Annotated in this window: 16 protein-coding genes; 9 read left to right on the top strand and 7 right to left on the bottom strand. The window is 68.9% G+C overall.

Features of this window, described 5'->3' with window-relative positions; genetic code table 11:
- Positions 1-8: 8 nt before the first annotated feature.
- From HL658_RS08200 to HL658_RS08180, 5 genes are all read right to left on the bottom strand, one after another.
- Complete coding sequence (locus HL658_RS08200) at positions 9-1,301, bottom strand: hydroxymethylglutaryl-CoA reductase, degradative (RefSeq protein ID WP_180281460.1); 1,293 nt, start codon at positions 1,299-1,301, stop codon at positions 9-11.
- Positions 1,302-1,355: 54 nt separating this feature from the next.
- The gene (locus tag HL658_RS08195; protein WP_180281459.1) at positions 1,356-2,669 is read right to left on the bottom strand and encodes a TRAP transporter large permease; all 1,314 of its coding nucleotides are present in this window, start codon (positions 2,667-2,669) and stop codon (positions 1,356-1,358) included.
- Positions 2,666-3,208 carry a TRAP transporter small permease subunit gene (locus HL658_RS08190; RefSeq protein WP_180281458.1) on the bottom strand — a complete coding sequence of 181 codons (543 nt, stop codon included), beginning with the start codon at positions 3,206-3,208 and terminating at the stop codon, positions 2,666-2,668. Before HL658_RS08190 ends, HL658_RS08195 begins: the two co-directional genes overlap by 4 nt.
- Positions 3,209-3,281: 73 nt before the next feature.
- Complete coding sequence (gene dctP / locus HL658_RS08185; protein WP_180281457.1) at positions 3,282-4,328, bottom strand: TRAP transporter substrate-binding protein DctP; 1,047 nt, start codon at positions 4,326-4,328, stop codon at positions 3,282-3,284.
- A 51-nt stretch (positions 4,329-4,379) separates the two neighbouring features.
- Positions 4,380-4,958, bottom strand: a complete 579-nt coding sequence (locus HL658_RS08180; RefSeq protein WP_180281456.1) for a cupin domain-containing protein — start codon at positions 4,956-4,958, stop codon at positions 4,380-4,382.
- A gap of 285 nt (positions 4,959-5,243) precedes the next feature.
- Here HL658_RS08180 and HL658_RS08175 point away from each other — a divergent pair, with 285 nt between their 5' ends.
- Together HL658_RS08175 and HL658_RS08170 are read left to right on the top strand one after the other, a co-directional pair.
- Positions 5,244-5,510, top strand: coding sequence for a plasmid mobilization protein (locus tag HL658_RS08175; protein WP_180281455.1), 267 nt, complete (start codon positions 5,244-5,246; stop codon positions 5,508-5,510).
- Positions 5,507-5,722: a hypothetical protein gene (locus tag HL658_RS08170; protein ID WP_180281454.1), complete on the top strand. Its 216-nt coding sequence runs from the start codon at positions 5,507-5,509 to the stop codon at positions 5,720-5,722. The genes HL658_RS08175 and HL658_RS08170 overlap by 4 nt, the downstream gene beginning before the upstream one ends.
- 192 nt (positions 5,723-5,914) lie before the next feature.
- On the opposite strand, the gene HL658_RS08160 is transcribed toward HL658_RS08170, so the two are convergent.
- Both HL658_RS08160 and HL658_RS08155 read right to left on the bottom strand, forming a co-directional pair.
- Positions 5,915-6,667, bottom strand: coding sequence for a hypothetical protein (locus tag HL658_RS08160; RefSeq protein WP_180281453.1), 753 nt, complete (start codon positions 6,665-6,667; stop codon positions 5,915-5,917).
- Positions 6,664-7,122: a hypothetical protein gene (locus HL658_RS08155; RefSeq protein WP_180281452.1), complete on the bottom strand. Its 459-nt coding sequence runs from the start codon at positions 7,120-7,122 to the stop codon at positions 6,664-6,666. The genes HL658_RS08160 and HL658_RS08155 overlap by 4 nt, the downstream gene beginning before the upstream one ends.
- A 183-nt stretch (positions 7,123-7,305) precedes the next feature.
- On the opposite strand from HL658_RS08155, the gene HL658_RS08150 reads away from it, so the two are divergent.
- From HL658_RS08150 to HL658_RS08120, 7 genes are all read left to right on the top strand, one after another.
- Positions 7,306-7,902 carry a helix-turn-helix domain-containing protein gene (locus HL658_RS08150; protein WP_180281451.1) on the top strand — a complete coding sequence of 199 codons (597 nt, stop codon included), beginning with the start codon at positions 7,306-7,308 and terminating at the stop codon, positions 7,900-7,902.
- A 704-nt stretch (positions 7,903-8,606) separates the two neighbouring features.
- The gene (gene hypF, locus HL658_RS08145; protein ID WP_246337393.1) at positions 8,607-10,961 is read left to right on the top strand and encodes a carbamoyltransferase HypF; all 2,355 of its coding nucleotides are present in this window, start codon (positions 8,607-8,609) and stop codon (positions 10,959-10,961) included.
- Positions 10,958-11,494, top strand: coding sequence for a nicotinamide-nucleotide amidohydrolase family protein (locus tag HL658_RS08140; RefSeq protein ID WP_180281450.1), 537 nt, complete (start codon positions 10,958-10,960; stop codon positions 11,492-11,494). Before hypF ends, HL658_RS08140 begins: the two co-directional genes overlap by 4 nt.
- A 24-nt stretch (positions 11,495-11,518) precedes the next feature.
- The gene (locus HL658_RS08135; protein WP_180281449.1) at positions 11,519-12,190 is read left to right on the top strand and encodes an HAD family hydrolase; all 672 of its coding nucleotides are present in this window, start codon (positions 11,519-11,521) and stop codon (positions 12,188-12,190) included.
- Positions 12,187-13,125, top strand: coding sequence for an NAD(P)/FAD-dependent oxidoreductase (locus HL658_RS08130; RefSeq protein WP_180281448.1), 939 nt, complete (start codon positions 12,187-12,189; stop codon positions 13,123-13,125). The genes HL658_RS08135 and HL658_RS08130 overlap by 4 nt, the downstream gene beginning before the upstream one ends.
- 93 nt (positions 13,126-13,218) lie before the next feature.
- A complete protein-coding gene (locus tag HL658_RS08125; protein WP_180281447.1) occupies positions 13,219-14,307 on the top strand; it encodes an efflux RND transporter periplasmic adaptor subunit in 1,089 nt (362 codons plus the stop codon).
- 4 nt (positions 14,308-14,311) lie between these two features.
- Positions 14,312-17,374 carry an efflux RND transporter permease subunit gene (locus tag HL658_RS08120; RefSeq protein WP_180281446.1) on the top strand — a complete coding sequence of 1,021 codons (3,063 nt, stop codon included), beginning with the start codon at positions 14,312-14,314 and terminating at the stop codon, positions 17,372-17,374.
- Positions 17,375-17,378 lie beyond the last annotated feature (4 nt).

The raw sequence follows: 17,378 nt of genomic DNA, 5'->3' as shown, positions 1-17,378 counted from the left end.
GCGAGGGCTCACCCGCGGATCAGCTTCAGCTCGGCTTCCGCCACATCGACGCGGACGGTGCCGCGCTCGACCAGGACGCGGGCGACGCGGTCGATCTCCTCGCCCACCGCACCGGCCATCATGGCGATGTTCTGGGCGTGCAGCGCCATGTGGCCCTTCTGGATGCCGGTGGTCGCCAGCGCCTTCAGCGCCGAGAAGTTCTGGGCGAGGCCGACCGCGGCGATGACGCGGGCGAGACGGTCGGCGGTGGTGACGCCCAGGATCTTCAGGTTCGCGCGCGCGGTCGGGTGCAGCTTGGTCGCGCCGCCGATCAGGCCGACGGCCATCGGCACCTCGATGCTGCCGGCCAGATGCCCCTCCGGCGTCACCTCCCAGCGGGTCAGGCTGCCGTAATGGCCGTCCTTGGCGGCGTAGGCGTGGCAGCCCGCCTCGATGGCGCGGGTGTCGTTGCCGGTCGCCAGCACCACGGCGGTGATGCCGTTCATGATGCCCTTGTTGTGGGTGGCGGCACGGTAGGGGTCGGCCGCCGCGAACTGGTAGGCGCTGACGATGCCGTCGCGCACCGCCTCGCCCGCCATGCCCGACGCGGCGATGGCCTCGCAGGTCCAAGTGGCGCGGGCGCGGGCGAGCCGGCGGTCGGCCAGGTTGGACAGGATGCGCAGGTAGGTGCGCCCGCCGGTCCAGGCGGCGATGCTGGGGGCCAGCTTCTCCGCCATGGTGTTCACGGCGTTGGCGCCCATGGCGTCGCGGGTGTCGACGATCAGGTGGGTGATCACCATCGGCCCGCCCAGCGTGTCGATGATCCGCACCTCGACGTCGCGGAAGCCGCCGCCGAGCTTGACCAGGATGGGGTCGCACTCGTCGCAGACCGCCTTGATCTCGTCACGGCGCTCCAGGATCTTGATGCGGGCGTTGTGCGGGTCGGGCGAATCCACGAGCTGGATCTGCGCGATCATCAGCGTGCCCGACGAGGAGGTCACGAAGCCGCCAACGTCGTAGCACTGGCGCGCCGCGTTGCAGACCGCGGCGACGACCGAGGATTCCTCGGTCGCCATCGGGATCAGCATGTCCTCGCCGTCGATGCGCATGTTGGTGGCGATGCCGACGGGGATGTTCATGGTGCCGACCACGTTCTCGATCAGGTGGTCGGCGAGGTGCGGGTCGAGGTTCCCCATGTTCGCGAGGTGCGCCACCGTCGCCTCGTCCAGCCCGGCGAAGGCGGCGACGAGGTCGAGGCGTTCCTGCGGCGACTTCTTGTGGAAGCCGGAGATGCGGGAGCTCTTGAGCTGGTTGCTGGTCACGGGTGTCGTCTCCAAAGGAACGCGTGCGAGAACGGGCAGGGCAGGGCAGGGGGCTCAGCCACCCACCATCAGGCGGGGAAGCCAGGTGACCAGCCCGGGGAAGGCGGCGCAGATCAGCAGGCCCAGAACCTGCAGCAGGAAGAAGGGCACGATGCCGCGGTACACGGTGTCCATGCCCAGATGCTTCGGCAGCGTGCCCTTGATGTAGAAGAGCGTGTAGCCGAAGGGCGGGCTGATGTAGCCCATCTGGATCGTGATGGCGTAGAGCACGCCGAACCACACCTCGTCGAAGCCCAGCAGCCGCACGATGGGCAGGAAGACGGGGACGGTCAGCAGGATGATGCCGATCTCGTCCAGCACGGTGCCGAGGAAGATCAGCACCAGCATCATCACCGCCAGCACCATGTAGGGGTGGACGTTCAGATCGCGGATGAAGCCCATCAGCGTGTCGGCCCCGCCCAGCCCGGTGAAGATCGCCACATAGGCCTTGGCCCCGATGGTGATCCACAGGATCATCGCGGTCGCCTTCAGCGTCTCCACCGCCGCGGTCGACAGGTTGTCGATGGTGAGGCGACGGCGCAGGGCGGCCGCGATCATGGCGCCCACCACGCCCACCGCCGCGGCCTCCGTCGGTGTGGCGACGCCGAAGAAGATGGAGCCCAGGATCATCACGATGATCAGCGCCGGCAGCACCAGCGAGCGCAGGCTGCGCAGCTTGGCGCCCAGCGGCACCCGCTCCACCGCCGCCGCCGGCACCTTGCCGGGCTTCAGGTAGGACACGGCCAGGATGTAGGCGATGTAGAGGGCGGCCAGGATGGCGCCCGGTACGATGCCGGCGATCAGCATCTTGCCGATGGAGATCTGCGCGGTCACCGCGTAGACGATGGTCAGCACCGACGGCGGGATCAGGATGCCCAGCGTGCCGGCGGCGCAGATGGTCCCCGTCGCCAGCCCCGGATCGTAGCGGCGGCGCAGCATCTCCGGCAGCGCCAGCACGCCCATGGCGGTCACCGCGGCCCCGACCACGCCGGTCATCGCCGCCATGATCACGCAGATGACCACGGTGCCGATGGCGAGCCCGCCGCGCACCCGGCCGAACCACAGCTCCATCGCCCGGTACAGATCCTCGATGACGCCGGAGCGTTGCAGGATGCTGGCCATCAGGATGTAGAGCGGGATGCCGAGCAGCGCCTCCGACCGCATGGTGTCGAAGATCTGCAGGGCCAGGATGACGACGGCGTCGGCGTTCCACAGCGTGACCGTGAACAGCAGCGACAGCCCGCCCAGCACGAAGGCGATCGGCAGCCCGGTCAGCATGAACAGGGTCAGGCCGCCGAACATGGTGACGAGAATGGCGGTGGGCGTCATGCCGCGGTCTCCGGCGTGTCGTGGGATGCCGGCTCGAAGGCCGTGGGGTCACGGAACAGCACGCGCAGGAACTCCGCGATGCTCTGCGCCGCCATCAGCACGACGGCCAGCGGCACGGCGAACTTGACCGGCCAGATCGGCGGGTTCCAGGCGGAGAAGGAGGTCTCCTTGAACTCCCACGCCTGCACGGCGAGCGGCCAGGAGTAGTAGAGCAGGATCGCGCAGAAGGCGACGATCACCGGCTGGTTGACCAGCTCGAAGAAGCGGTTCCAGCCCGGCGACATGGCGCGCCGCGCCAGATCCAGGTTCACGTGCCCGCGCAGATGCAGCAGGTACGGGCCGCCCAGCAGGAAATACGGGCCGAACAGCAGCGTCGCCAGCTCCATGCCCCAGGTGGTCGGCGCCGCGAAGGCGTAGCGGGCGATCACCTCGTACATCATGACCGGCACGACGACGAACATCAGCGCGGCGGCGATCCGGAACAGCAGCCGGTTCACGGCCGTGATCCCCCGCACGTAGAGAAGGAAGGCGGTTGGCATGGCGGGGCCTATACGAAACGGTCCTCCCCCTCCCGGTGACGGGGAGGGGGAGGCGGGAACGGAGAGGGCTTGGTTACGCCAGCAGCCCGAGCTGCTTCATGAAGGCGACCTGGCTGTCCAGCACCTTGGTCGCCAGCGCCTCGTTCTTGGTGGCGGTCACCCAGGCCTCGCGTGCCTTGACACGGCCCTGCTGCACGTCGGCCGGGTCGAGCGACACGATCTCCACGCCCTTGGCCTTGTAGCCCTCGATGGCCTTGCCGTCGGCGACCAGGATGTGCTGGCGCAGCGCGGCCGACACCTCGCGCGCGGCGACCGCCAGGGCCGCCTTGTTCTCCGCCGACAGCTTCTCGTAGGCCGCGCGGTTGGCGACGTAGCTGGTGGCCGTGGTCGGCTGGTGCACGCCGGGCATCACGATGTGCTTCGCCACCTCGGCCAGCCCCGCCTCGAAGTTGGCGGTCAGGTCGCCGCGGTCGGCGAAGTCGATCAGCCCCTTGTCGAGCGCGGAGTAGACCTCGCCGGTCGGCAGCGGCACCACCGACACGCCGAGCGCCCCCATGACGGTGGAGGCCAGCCCGACGAAGCGGCCCTTCTTCCCGTTCCAATCCGCGATCTTGCGGATCGGGAACTTGGAATGCATCGGCTCCGGCCCGTAGACTGTGGGGGCGATGTAGAACAGCCCGGCCTGCCCATAGGCCTGGCGGGCAAGGTCGATGCCGCCCAGCTCGTAGAACCACGCCTCGTACTGGTCGGACTCCGGGAAGCCGAAGGGCACGGTGCTGGTGAAGGCGAGTGCGGGGATCTTGCCGGCCTCGTAGCCGTCGAAGGTCTTCATCATCTGGAAGGCGCCGCCGCGCACGGCGTCGAACATCTGGTTGGCGGGCAGGATCTGGCCGGCGGAGAACAGCTCGATCTTGAAGCGCCCGCCGGTCAGCTCGGCGACGCGCTTCACGAAGCGCTCCTCGAACTTCTGCGGGGTGGTGCCGCCGTCCCACAGCGACTGCATGCGCCAGGACACGGTGTCCTGCGCGATCGCCGGGGCGGCGAGGGTGGACGCGGCGGCCGCCGCGGTGCCGATGCCGGCGGCCTTCAGGGCGGCGCGACGGGTGACGAACGACGTCATGGATGATCCCTCCACAGTGTTTCTTGGTGACGGGTGAAGACGTTCCGCGGCTCAGCCGGCCGGTGAAGGCTGGGGCTGGGGCTGCGGCAGGATGACGACCAGGGCCTTGGCGGGCTCCTCGCCCGCCGCTTCGCCCCGGTGGTCGATGGCGGCATCGAAATACACGCAGTCGCCGGGGCCGATCACATGCTCGGCCCCGCCATAGAAGAAGCGGCACTGACCTTCCAACATGAAGAAGATCTCCTGCCCCTTGTGCCGGTAGAACTGTTTGGGCCGGTCGTCCACCGGCGGCAGGGTCAGCACGAACACCTCCGCCAGCCGGTCGGGCAGCCGGAAGCCGACGGATTCGAAGACATAGCCCAGCTCCGTGCCGTCACGGTTGATGGCGCGGCGGTCGTTGGCCCGGACCAGCGAGAAATGCGCGTTGTCGCCGGCCTCGTTGAAGATGTCGCCCGGCCGCACGCCATAGCCCGCGGCCAGCCGCTGGATGATGGCGATGGACGGCACGGCCTTGCCCTGCTCCACCTTCGACAGATAGCCCTTGGTGACCTCCGCCAGCTCCGCCGCCTCGGCAAGGCTGCGCCCCGCCTCCGTGCGGATGCGCCGCAGCGTCGTCCCCAAATCGTCCACGGCCTGGCGTCCCGCCTGTTTCCTGGGTGTTTCCTTCCGGGAAACACCATGGCCGCGAACGAACGCGCGCGCAAGCGTTTTCGCTTGGAAAGCGAATGATTTGATTTGTAATCCGATGCTGCGGTGCGTCGCGCGGACGGTCGGAATTACAGCCCCGGTCGGCGATGAGCCCCTTCGCCTCGGGGGCGACGGCCGCCATGCGCCCCGAAGCCACAAGGCTGACTGACCATGAGCCGAAGAGGTCCCACGGTGCATGGCATGTCCATGTCCAATGCGGACAACACCATGGCTGCGACCGCGCGTCTTGTGGTGCTAATGACGCCCGAGGAGAAGCGCCGGCTCGAACGCCGGGCGAAATCCGCCGGTGTTTCCACGGCGGAGTTCGTCCGGCGACGAATCACCGATGATGATCTTGCGGAGCACCGGCAGGAGGTCGAATCGCTGCTCGACGCCCTGTCCGCGGCCGAGCCGGGCATCCTCGCGCGCCTCGACGCGGCCCTTGCGGAGACGGAGGCGCTGACCGCCGCGTTGCGGGAGCGGCGTGCGCCATGAGTTTCGGCGACAGGGTCCTGGGCGGGCTGCGATCGATCGTGCCGATCGAGGAGCGGGTCAAGCGGCTCGACGAAAGCCTGGCGACACTGGGACGCGAAGCGACCGCCGCGGTGGCGGATCATGAGAAGCGCCTGATCCGCCTGGAAACCATCACCGAGCTTCACCGTCCCGACGGGACGACCCTGCGCATCACGCCGCCCGACCGGCAATAGCGGCGCGCGATGTGCATGTGCCCGCAAGGTCCGGGACATGGGCTGGAGCGGTCGAGCGGACCGGGGGCGACGTGCCGAAGGGAACGCCCGACAGCCGAAGGTCGGCGCGCCGACATCGTCACAGCCTTCCACCGCATCGCCGCCAGCCTCATCGGCTGGAAATTCGTCCAGGGATGGTTCTGTTAGGCGCTCTTATTCCGCTGCCTGAGCGAACCGTGAAAACTCTTCCGCCGCCTTGCTGTAAGCGAACGCCCGGCCGACCTCGTTCAACAGATTGGCGTCCTCGATGCGCACGCCACTGTCGTCCGGGTAAACGCTGTCGTTCGCCACCGCCGGCAACGCCTGCTTCAAATCGAACATTTCGGAAAAAGCCGCCGGAATGGCATGACGACCGGTAATCGCCATCACGAACGCCACCGGCTTGCTGCGGGATGAATCGAGAATGACGTTTGCCACCCGATAAAGACGACCACTCTTTCCTTTGAATTCCTGATTCTCACGCAGGCGATCACCAACGAAATTGCGAAGTTTTTCCGTCACGACAACGCGGAACTCACTTTCCGATTGCCGCCGCATTTCCAGCACCTGATCGCCCACCAGTCGCGACGCATTGGCGACGAGAGCGATGGCTATGGGCAATTCGTCCGCACCGGCCCGGCGCACGACACGGCCACCCTTCATTTCGCAACCATAACGGCCAACCGCGTTCGATAGCCTTGTCGACAGCGACTTGCTCAGGTCGATACCCTCCGCCGCCAGGTACATAGCGCCAAAGCTGCCATCATGCACCACGAAGTCGGACCGGTCCTGTTCGACAACGACCGTCACGCAATCGCCGTTGGGATACACGATCGGAGTGTTCACCTCGATGCCAAGGCTCGTCTCCGATGCTTCAATGAGCGACCGGGCGGCGAATTCGATCTCTTCTGCCGAAAGCCTGTTCATTTCAGTGACAGCCCCAACTGGACTTTATCAAAGGGCGGCTGACGATACGGAGCCTCCAAGTCAATATGCGCTCTCTTACAGAATTCGTCAAGCCATATTCGATGCGTCAGAGTTCTGTCGTCCGCCTCCGCTTCATAAAGCGGATAAACTTGCCAATGCGAGCACGAGATGGACTTTCCAGTCAGTAAATTTTTATGAGACCTTGCCGGCCCCACATCAAGGGCGAGGACTCTTGTGTTGTTGAAAAGAAGAGCAAATTGGAACTTTCTGGGATCGCGTTTGAGATGGGCCGCCATTTCGACCCGTGTCCGATATCCTTCGAAGCCATCGGCCAGCAGGCGCAGGCGGGCGACGGCGTAGTCGGGATGGTTCCCGGTGCGCCACCGGATGCTGCGGTTCACGCAGCGCTTTGGCGCCTGAAGGAACCGCTCAACGAGTTCGGCGAAATCGTCCAAGGTTCCGTCCAGGGTTGCGTCGGTCCCAGTGGCGCATTCCTGAAACTTGTGATCAAGGCGCCGACCCCTATTATCCGGCGGCGGTGTCTTCTCTGCACGCGTTTTCCATTGCCGGATCCCTTCCCCCACCCCACGCCCTCATGATAGGCTTAAATCCCTATCACTCTTCCCGAGGGCACGACCATGCTCCCCACCGCACCCCCCGCCCCCCGCGCCGTCGAGCTTGAGGAGCCGCCGCTGTCCCCCGAGGGGCAGCTCGTGCCCGGATCGGCCTATCCCGACTCCGATTGGGCGATGGCGGCGCATCGGATGGCGGCGGGGTGGGCGGTGGTGCAGGTGGCGCGGGCCATGGGGTGCCACCGCTCGACCATCTGGCGGGCCTACCACGCGGCGCCGGCCTTCCGGGCGCGGGTGGAGTGGGAGCGGGCGTGCCAGCAGCGGGAGGCGCTCCACCGGGTGCGCGCGCTGGGGGCGATGGCGGTGGCGCGGATCGAGATGGCGCTGGCCCAGGGCGATCTGGCGACGGCGCGCTGGGTGATCGACCGCATCGCGCTCGGCCGGCTGCCGGGGGAGGAGCGCGCGGCCGGCCTGCCGCCGCCGCCCGGCCCCGACGTGGCGGACGAGGCGGTCGGCTCGCCGCCGCCTGTCCCCCCATCCCCCGATGATGGGACCGGCGTCCTGACCGCCGCCACACCGCCCGCCATACCACCCGACGAGCTCGACCCCACGCCGCTCGACCCGCTGGACGAGTGGAACCCCGACATGCCCCTGATGCGCTGAGGCCGCCATGCCCGTCGCCCCCGGCCTGCGCCGCGGCCCCCGCGCCGTCCCCCGCGACCGCTCGCAGGGGCTGGCGGCGCTCGGCTTCTTCCAGAGCTTCACGCAGATCGCCTTCCTCACCAACGACCCGCGGGTGACGAGTGCGGAGGCCGGGCACGCCAAGCGCGGCCGGCGCCTGCCGGAGTCGGGGCCGGACGCCATCCCCGGCCCGCCGGCCATCCGCGCGCCGGAAGGGCGGCTGGTCCCCCGCTCCCGCACCCCCGACCGCGTGTGGGCGCGGGCCGCCCGCGCGCTCGCCGCCGGCTACACGCCGCGGCAGGTGTCGGAGACGCTGGGCATCGGGCCGGACGCCCTGCGCAACGCGTGGAAGGAGGCGGAGGATTTCCGCTACCGCACCTACTGGGAATACCACTCCATGATCGCCGAGGCCCGCGCCCGGCTGCGGCGGAACAACGCCTACATCCTGCCGGCGGCGCTGGTGCCGGACTGGCAGCGGGCGATGTGGGCGCGGATGGAGGAGTCGGGCAGGGCGTCGCACCCGGCCCACACCCGATCCCTCCCCCTGTCCCCGTGCAACACCCCCGTCGCACGCCCGTACACCGACGATCCCCCGCAACCCCTTGCCCCGCCAGCGGAAACACCCGTTGACGGGCGTGCGACAGCCGGCGCACCCTGCCCGGAAGTGTCGCACGATGTCGCACGGGATGACGGGAAGGACGCCGCCGCCGATGGGAACCGGGCCGGAGGGGATGCGCCTGCGCCTGCGGGTGCGCGGGCAGGTGCAGGGTGTGGGGTTCCGCCCCTTCGTGCATGGGCTGGCGGCGCGGCTGGGGCTGACCGGCTGGGTGCTGAACGACGCCGACGGCGTGCTGCTGGAGGCGCAGGGGCCGGGCCTGGATGCCCTGCCGGAATTGTTGACGAACGGGGCGCCGCCGCTCGCCCGCATCGACGCGGTGGAGGTGACGGCGCTGGAGCCGGTGGCGGAGGAGGGCGGCTTCGCCATCCGCGCCAGCGACGCCAGCGGGCGGGCGGCGACGATGATCGGGCCGGACGCCACCGTCTGCCCGGACTGTCTGGCCGAGCTGTTCGACCACGGCGACCGGCGCCACCTCTACCCCTTTCTCAACTGCACCCATTGCGGGCCGCGCTTCACCATCACGCGGCGGCTGCCCTACGACCGGCCGCAGACCAGCATGGCCGCCTTTCCCATGTGCGGGGCTTGCGCGCGGGAGTATCACGACCCCGCGGACCGCCGCTTCCACGCCCAGCCCACCGCCTGCCCGGACTGCGGCCCGCGCCTCTCGCACCCCATCCCGGACGTGCTGGCGGCGATCCGGGCCGGGCGGATCGTGGCGGTGAAGGGGCTGGGCGGCTTCCACCTCGCCTGCGACGCCTTTTCGGCCGGGGCGGTGGACCGGCTGCGCCGGGTGAAGCAGCGCAACGGCAAGCCCTTCGCCCTGATGGTCGCCAACGCTGCCTCCGCCCGCCGTTTCGTGGAGCTGGGGGAGGCCGAGCGACTGACGCTGGAGGACCGGGCGCGCCCCATCCTGCTGCTGCGCCGCCACCCGGCCGGGGAGGGGGCCAATGGAGCCGAGGCGGACCGGCTGGCCCCCGGCATCGCGCCGGATCTGGGCTGGCTGGGGATCATGCTCCCCTACACCCCGATCCATCACCTGCTGTTCCACGAGGCCGCCGGACGCCCCGCCGGCACCGGCTGGCTGGAGCAGCCGCAGGATCTGGCCCTGGTCATGACCTCGGCCAACCCCGGTGGCGAGCCGCTGGCGATCGACGACGCGGAGGCGGAGCGCCGGCTGGCCGGCATCGCCGATCTCATCGTTGGCCACGACCGGGAGATCCTGGTGCGGGCCGACGATTCCGTGCTGCGGCTGGTGGCCGGGGCGCCGGCCTTCCTGCGGCGGGGGCGCGGGCATGTGCCGGTGCCGATCCGGCTGCCGCGGGCGGTGCCCCCGCTGCTGGCGGTCGGCGGCCATCTCAAGACCACCGTGTGCGTGACGCGCGGGGCGGAGGCCTTCCTGTCCCAGCACATCGGCGATCTCGACAACCCCGCCACCGTGGGATTCCTCGAGGAGACGGTGGAGCATCTGCTGCGGGTGCTGGAGGTCGAGCCGGCGGCGGTCGCCCACGACCTGCACCCCGATTTCCAGAGCACCCGCTACGCCGCCGGACTCGGCCGGCCGCTGGTCCCGGTGCAGCACCACCACGCCCACGTGGCGGCCGTGCTCGCCGAGCACGGGGTGGAGGGTGACGCCGTGGGGCTGGCGCTCGACGGCTTCGGGCTTGGCGCGGATGGCGGGTCCTGGGGAGGGGAGCTGCTGCTGGCCGAGGCCGGGGGCGGCTTCCAGCGGCTGGGCCACCTCGCCACGCTCGCCCAGCCCGGTGGCGACGTGGCGGCCCGCCAGCCCTGGCGGATGGCCGCCGCCGCCCTGGTGGCGCTGGGCCGCGGCGGGGAGGTGGTGCCGCGCTTCGCCGCCTTCGGCCCGGCCGAGGGCGTGCGGCGGATGGTCGAGCGCGGCATCGGCGCGCCGCCCACCAGCTCCTGCGGGAGGCTGTTCGACGCCGCCTGCGGGCTGCTCGGCGTGCGCCCGGTGGCGGGCTTCGAGGGGGAGGCGCCGATGGTGCTGGAATCCCTCGTCCGCAGCCCCGCCGTGATGGACGGTGGGTGGAGCGTGCGGGAGGAGGGGGGCGCCCGCGTGCTCGACCCGCTGCCGCTGCTGGGCCGGCTGGCGGACATGGAGGCGCAGGCCGGGGCCGACCTCTTCCACGGCACCCTCGCCGCCGCCCTGGTGGACTGGGCCATGCCGGTGCTGGAGGGGCGGGGGCTCGGCAGCGTGGCTCTGTCCGGCGGGTGCCTGATGAACGCGGTGCTGGCCGAGGGGCTGGCCGCCGGATTCGCGGCGCGGGGGGTGCGTGCCCTGCTCCCCCGGCTGGCGCCGGCCAACGACGGCGGGCTGGCGCTGGGGCAGGCGTGGGTGGCCGCAACCTTGCCGGGGGCCGGGGTGTTGTCGGTGGGCCGACCAGACCGGGGAGGATTGCCGTGACCGCCGACGCACCCTGCCGCTTCGCCCCCGACCTCGCGGATCTGGCGCACCGGGTGGTGGAGACCTACCGCGCCGCCGGGCTGCGCCTGATCACCGCGGAATCCTGCACCGCCGGCCTGATCGGCGCCTGCCTCGCCGCCGCCCCCGACAGCACCGCGGTCCTGCACGGGGCCTATGTCACCTATTGCAGCGATCTGAAGTCCGAAGCCCTGGGGGTGCCCGCCGACCTCATCCGCGAGCGTACCCCCTATGACCCGGAGGTGGCTCGCCGCATGGCGCAGGGGGCGCTGGACCGTTCGCCGGGGGTGGCCGTGGCCCTGTCGGTGACCGGCGTCGGCGGGCCGGACCCCGACCTCGGCAAGCCGGCGGGCCTCGTTTACATCGGCCTTGTCCGCCGCGGGGGAGATACGGTGGTCGAAGAGCACCGCTTTCCCGGCCCGCCCGACGCCGTGCTGACCGCCACCATCCGCGCCGCCCTCTCGCTGGCCCTCGCCCATGCTCCCGGAACCGGCCGCGGCGCCGGCGGTTCTTGAGGCTTCGATGAAAGGGAGCAGGCGATGGTGAAGGGTGTGATCTTCGATGTGGACGGGACGCTGGTGGACTCCGTGGACCTGCACGCGCAGGCCTGGGTCGAGGCGCTCCGCCATTTCGGGTACGAGGTGGATTTCGACGCCGTGCGCTCGCAGATCGGCAAGGGCGGTGACCAGCTCATGCCGGTCTTCGTCCCGCCCGCGGATCTGGAGCGCCGGCAGGACGAGATCGACCGCTACCGCCACGACCTCTTCGCCCGCGACTATATGGACAGGGTCACCGGCTTTCCCGGCGTGCGCTCGCTGATCGAACGCCTCCTGGCCGATGGCAAGCGCGTGGCTCTCGCCTCCTCCGCCAAGGGCGACGAGCTGCAGCGTTACAAGCGGGTGGCCGGCATCGATGACCTGATCCGGACCGAGACCACCTCGGACGATGTCGACCGGTCCAAACCCCACCCCGACATCTTCGAGGCGGCGCGGCGCAAGCTGGACCTGCCCGCCCGCGATGCGGTCGTGGTGGGCGATACCCCCTGGGACGCGCTGGCCGCGGGCAAGGCCGGCATTCCGATCATCGGAGTGCTGTGCGGCGGCTTTGCCGAGGCCGATCTGCGCAAGGCCGGCTGCGTGGAGATCCACCGCGATCCTCAGGATCTGCTGGATCGCTATCAAGGTTCCGTCATCGGGAAGCCGGGCCCATGATCGATTGCCTCGTCGTCGGCGGAGGTCCGGCGGGCGCCACGGCCGCCATCTATCTGGCCCGCTTCCGCCGCTCGGTCCTCGTGCTGGACGAGGGGAAGAGCCGCTGTTCCTGGATCCCGACCACCCGCAACCACCCCGGTTATCCGGACGGCATCCACGGCAGCGACCTGCTCGACCGCATGCGGACACAGGCACGGCGCTACGGCGCCCGGATCGAGCCCGGATCGGTCCGGTCGGTCATGGCCCTGGACGGCGGCGGGTTCATCGCCACCCTGGCGGACGGCCGTCGGATCCAGGCATCCACCCTGCTGCTGGCCACCGGCGTCATCGATGACCAACCGAAAGTCCCGGACCTGTTCGACGCCGTGCAGCGCGGTCTGATCCGCGTCTGTCCGATCTGTGACGGGTACGAAGTCATCGACCGCCGGATCGGGGTGATCGGGCACGGTGCGCAGGCGGTGGGTGAAGCGCTGTTCATGCGGACATACACCCCGCATGTCACGCTCCTGACCCTCGGAGAGCCGATGGATCTGGCCACGGAGATGCAGGCCGCGCTGGATCGCGCCGGGGTCTCGGTGGAGGAGGAGCCAGCCGCCGGTGTCACGATCGCCGATGGACGTATCACCCATGTGGTGCTGCGCAGCGGCCGGGATCGCGCCTTCGATACGCTCTACTCGGCCCTCGGCACGCTGGCCCGCTCCTCGCTGGCCGCGGAAATCGGGGCCACCATGGACGAGTGCGGGCGCCTCATCGTTGACGGACACCAACGCGCCTCGGTCCCGGGTGTCTTCGCCGCCGGCGACGTGGTGTCCACCCTGAACCAGATTTCCGTAGCCATGGGAGAAGCCGCCAAGGCCGCAACGGCCATCCACAACGATCTTCGCCGACAGGAGGGCATGACCGCGGAGACGCTTGTTCGCGCGCATATCGCTTGATCCGGCGCGCCGGCGGGACACATATGGAACGGCGGGGCTCGGGAACCGGCCCCGGCGATGTCCCTGAACCCGGCCCGGAGCCTCGTGGATCCCATGAAAAAGGGTGCCATAGCCGTCCTTATCGTCGCGGGGCTGGGAGTCGCCGGGGCTGCCGGGTACTGGCGTCTCAGCGAACACCCGGCCTTCGCCCAGTCCACATCGGTGGCCAAGCCCGTATCGCGCGGCGTTGCGGTGGAAGTCGGCCAGGTGAAAAGCTCCACGGTGATCGAGGAGATCGGCGCCGTGGGCACGCTCCAGGCGAACGAGTATGTGGTGATCGCCCCGGAGGTCGACGGCCGCATCGCGTCCATTCCCTTCGAGGAAGGCATGCCGGTCAAGGCCGGCGAACCGCTGGTGCTGCTCGACGATGCCATCCTGCAGGGCGAACTTGCCCAGTCGCAGGCCAACCTGACCCTGGCGCAGGCCAATTTCGAGCGCGCCGACACGCTTTACCAGCAACGTTCGGGCACGCTGAGGGTCCGCGACGAAACCCTGGCCGCCCTGCAATCGGCCCGCGCGTCGGCGGACCTCGCCCGCACCCGCCTGGAGAAGGCCACCATCCGCGCTCCATTCGACGGCGTGCTCGGCCTGCGGTCGGTCGGACCTGGCGGTTACGTGAACCGGGGCGAGGCCCTGGTGACGCTGCAGAGCCTCGACCCTCTGAAGGTCGATTTCCGCGTTCCGGAGACCAGCCTGACGGCGATCCGGGTGGGTCAGACCGTGACGGTGACGGTGGACGCCCTGCCGGGCCGCAGCTTCACCGGCGAGATCTACGCGGCCGACCCGCAGGTCGACGTCAATGGCCGCGCCATCAGGCTTCGCGCCCGCATTCCGAACGGCGATCATGAACTGCGGCCCGGCTTGTTTGTGCGGGTTTCCGTGGCGGTCGCCAAACGGGATGATGCGCCGGTGGTGGCCGAAGGTGCGATCGTCCCGCAGGGCGACCGTCGCTTCGTCTACCGCGTGACGAACGGCCGCGTCGCGCTCGTCGAGGTCAAGCTCGGCCAGCGGCGCGCGGGGGAGGTCGAGGTTCTGGATGGTCTGAGCGCGGGTGACATCGTTGTGACCGCGGGTCAGCAACGGCTGCGTGATGGCGCAGCCGTCGAGATCGTGAACCGCGAGAATCCCGACGCGCGGGTCTGAGCCGATGCGCATCTCCGAAATCTGCGTTCAGCGCCCGGTCTTCGCCACGGTGATGAGCCTCGTGCTCGTGCTTGTCGGCGCCGTCAGCTACCAGCGGCTGACGGTTCGGGAGTACCCGAACATCGACGAGCCGGTCGTTTCGGTCGTGTCCTCCTACCCCGGAGCGTCGGCCGAGATCATCGAGACCCAGGTGACCCAGGTGCTGGAGGGCTCCATTGCGGGCATCGAAGGCATCGATACGCTGACCTCCGTCAGCCGGGCCGAGACGAGCCGGATCACGGTCACCTTCCGCAGCACGGTCGACCCCGACGTGGCCGCCAGCGACGTTCGGGACCGCGTGGGGCGGGTGCGCGGTCGCCTCCCCGACGAGTTGGAAGAGCCGGTCATCGCCAAGGTGGAGGCGGACGCCCAGCCGGTGATGTTCATGCCCTTCACCAGCGACCGGCTGTCGTCCCTGGAGATCACCGACTATCTCGATCGCGTGGTGATCGACCGGTTCAAGAATTTGCCGGGCGTGGCCGACGTCACGATTCTCGGCGAGCGGCGTTACGCCATGAGGATCTGGCTCGACCGCGACCGGCTGGCCGCCTACGCGCTCACCGTGCAGGATGTGGAAGAGGCTCTGCGCGCCCAGAACATCGAGATACCATCGGGCCGGATCGAAAGCAGGGACCGCGAGTTCACGGTCCTCTCGCGGACGGGGTTGGTCACGCCGGAGCAGTTCGGTGCTGTCGTGGTCAAACGCGCCGACGGCTTTCCAGTGCGGCTGCGGGACGTGGCGGGTATCGAACTGGGCGCCGCGGATGACCGGCGGGCCAGCCGCTCGGATGGGCGGAACGCGATCTCGATCGGCATCGTGAAGCAGGCGACCGCGAACCCGCTGGACGTGTCGAAAGGCGTGCGGGGAGCGCTTCCTCAGGTGATCGAAAGTTTGCCGGAGGGCATGACGGCGGCGATCACCTACGACAGCTCGGTGTTCATCGACCGCTCCATCAACGCCGTCTTCCACACGATCGTGGAAGCCATCGTGCTGGTGGTGCTGGTCATCCTGTTCTTCCTGCGGTCGTTCCGCGCGTCGCTCATCCCCATCGTCACCATCCCGGTGTCGCTGATCACGAGTTTCGCGCTGATGTACGCGCTGGGCTTTTCGGTCAACACGCTGACCCTGCTGGCGATGGTGCTGGCGATCGGCCTCGTGGTTGATGATGCCATCGTGGTACTGGAGAACGTCCACCGCCATGTGGAGGAGGGCAAGCGTCCGAACCACGCGGCCATCGTCGGCACGCGCGAGATTGGACTGGCCGTTGTCGCCATGACGCTGACACTGGCGGCAGTGTATGCCCCTGTTGCCTTCGCGCCGGGACGCACCGGCCGGCTGTTCCTGGAATTCGCCCTGACCCTGGCCGGGTCGGTGCTGGTGTCGGGTTTCGTGGCACTCACCTTGACCCCCATGATGTGCGCCAAGCTGATCCGGCCGCACGAATCCCATGGTCGGGTCTACAACGCCCTGGAACGGCTGTTCGAGGGGATGGCGGCCGGATACCGTCGCGCGCTGGGGCTGACCTTGCGGGTCCGGTGGCTTGTCGTGCTCCTTGCGGTTGGTGTCGCGGGTGCGAGTGGGGTGCTCTTCACAATCATCAAGTCGGAACTCGCGCCGATCGAGGATCGCGGCGTGATCCGTGCTTTCGGCACCGGGCCGGAAGGCGCCACCATCGACTACACCAGCCGCTACACTGGTGAGCTCGAGAAGATCGTCTCGTCAGTGCCGGAGGTGGAGAGCTACATCGCCGTCGCTGGTTGGCCGGAGGTCACGCGCTCGGTGGCCTTCGCCCGGTTGAAAGATTGGGATGAACGGGAGCGCAGCCAACAAGAGATCGCTGCCGAGATGCAGGCACGGATGTCGCGCATCGCCGGCATGACCATCGTCCCCGTCAACCCACCCTCCTTCGGACAACGCGGTTCCAGCCGTCCGGTGGAGTACGTCATCCAGACCTCGGGCACCTATGCACAGCTTCAGCAGCATGTGGACCGGGTGATGGAGCGTATACGGGACTACCCAGGTCTAGTAGGCGTCGATAGCGACCTGAAGCTGAACAAGCCACAGGTCGAAGTGACCATGAACCGCGACAAGGTCACGGACGCCGGTGTCCAGGTCTCCACCGTCGGGCGTACGCTCGAAACCATGCTCGGTGGACGGCAGGTCACCCGGTTCGAGCAGAATGGCGAACAGTATGACGTCATCCTGCGCTTGGGCGGCGCCGATCGGAACACTCCACGCGATCTCAGCCGGATCTACGTTCGTGGTGCGGACGGCACCATGATCCAACTCTCCAACCTCGTCACCGCCGAGGAGAAGGTGGCGCCCAAGGAATTGAACCGATTCAACCAGCTGCGCTCTGCCACGATCACGGCAACGCTGGCGCCCGGCACCTCACTGGGCGAGGCGCTCGCCTTCCTCGATCGGACCACGGCCGAGGTGCTGCCACAGGGGGTGCTGACCGATTACGCCGGGCAGAGCCGCGAATTCCGCGAGGCGGGGTCCAGCCTGCTCTTCGTCTTCGTGCTCGCGTTGGCCTTCATCTATCTGGTGCTGGCGGCCCAGTTCGAGAGCTTCGTCGACCCGCTGATCATCATGGTCACCGTGCCGTTGTCGATGACGGGCGCCCTGCTGGCCCTGCATCTGGCGGGCGGAACGCTGAACGTGTACAGCCAGATCGGCCTGATCACGCTGGTCGGTCTGATCACCAAGCATGGCATTCTCATCGTCGAATTCGCGAACCAACTCCAGGAGCAGGGGCAGACGACGACGCAGGCCGCGATCGAATCCGCCGTCTTGAGATTGCGCCCCATCCTAATGACCACGGGCGCCATGGTGCTGGGCGCCGTGCCGCTGGCGCTTGCCACTGGAGCCGGCGCGGAAAGCCGGCAGCAGATCGGCTGGGTTATCGTGGGCGGGATGACGTTCGGCACCCTGCTGACCTTGTTCGTTGTGCCGGCGGCCTACACTCTGATCGCGCGTCGGCGCACCGCGGAGGCCATGGAGCCGTTGCCGCAGCCGGCAGAGTGAATAG

Source organism: Azospirillum oleiclasticum (genome assembly GCF_013423485.1).
Classification (GTDB): Bacteria; Pseudomonadota; Alphaproteobacteria; order Azospirillales; family Azospirillaceae; genus Azospirillum; species Azospirillum oleiclasticum.
Note: the sequence above shows the minus strand (reverse complement) of the source record. Positions and strands in the feature narration are given on the sequence as shown.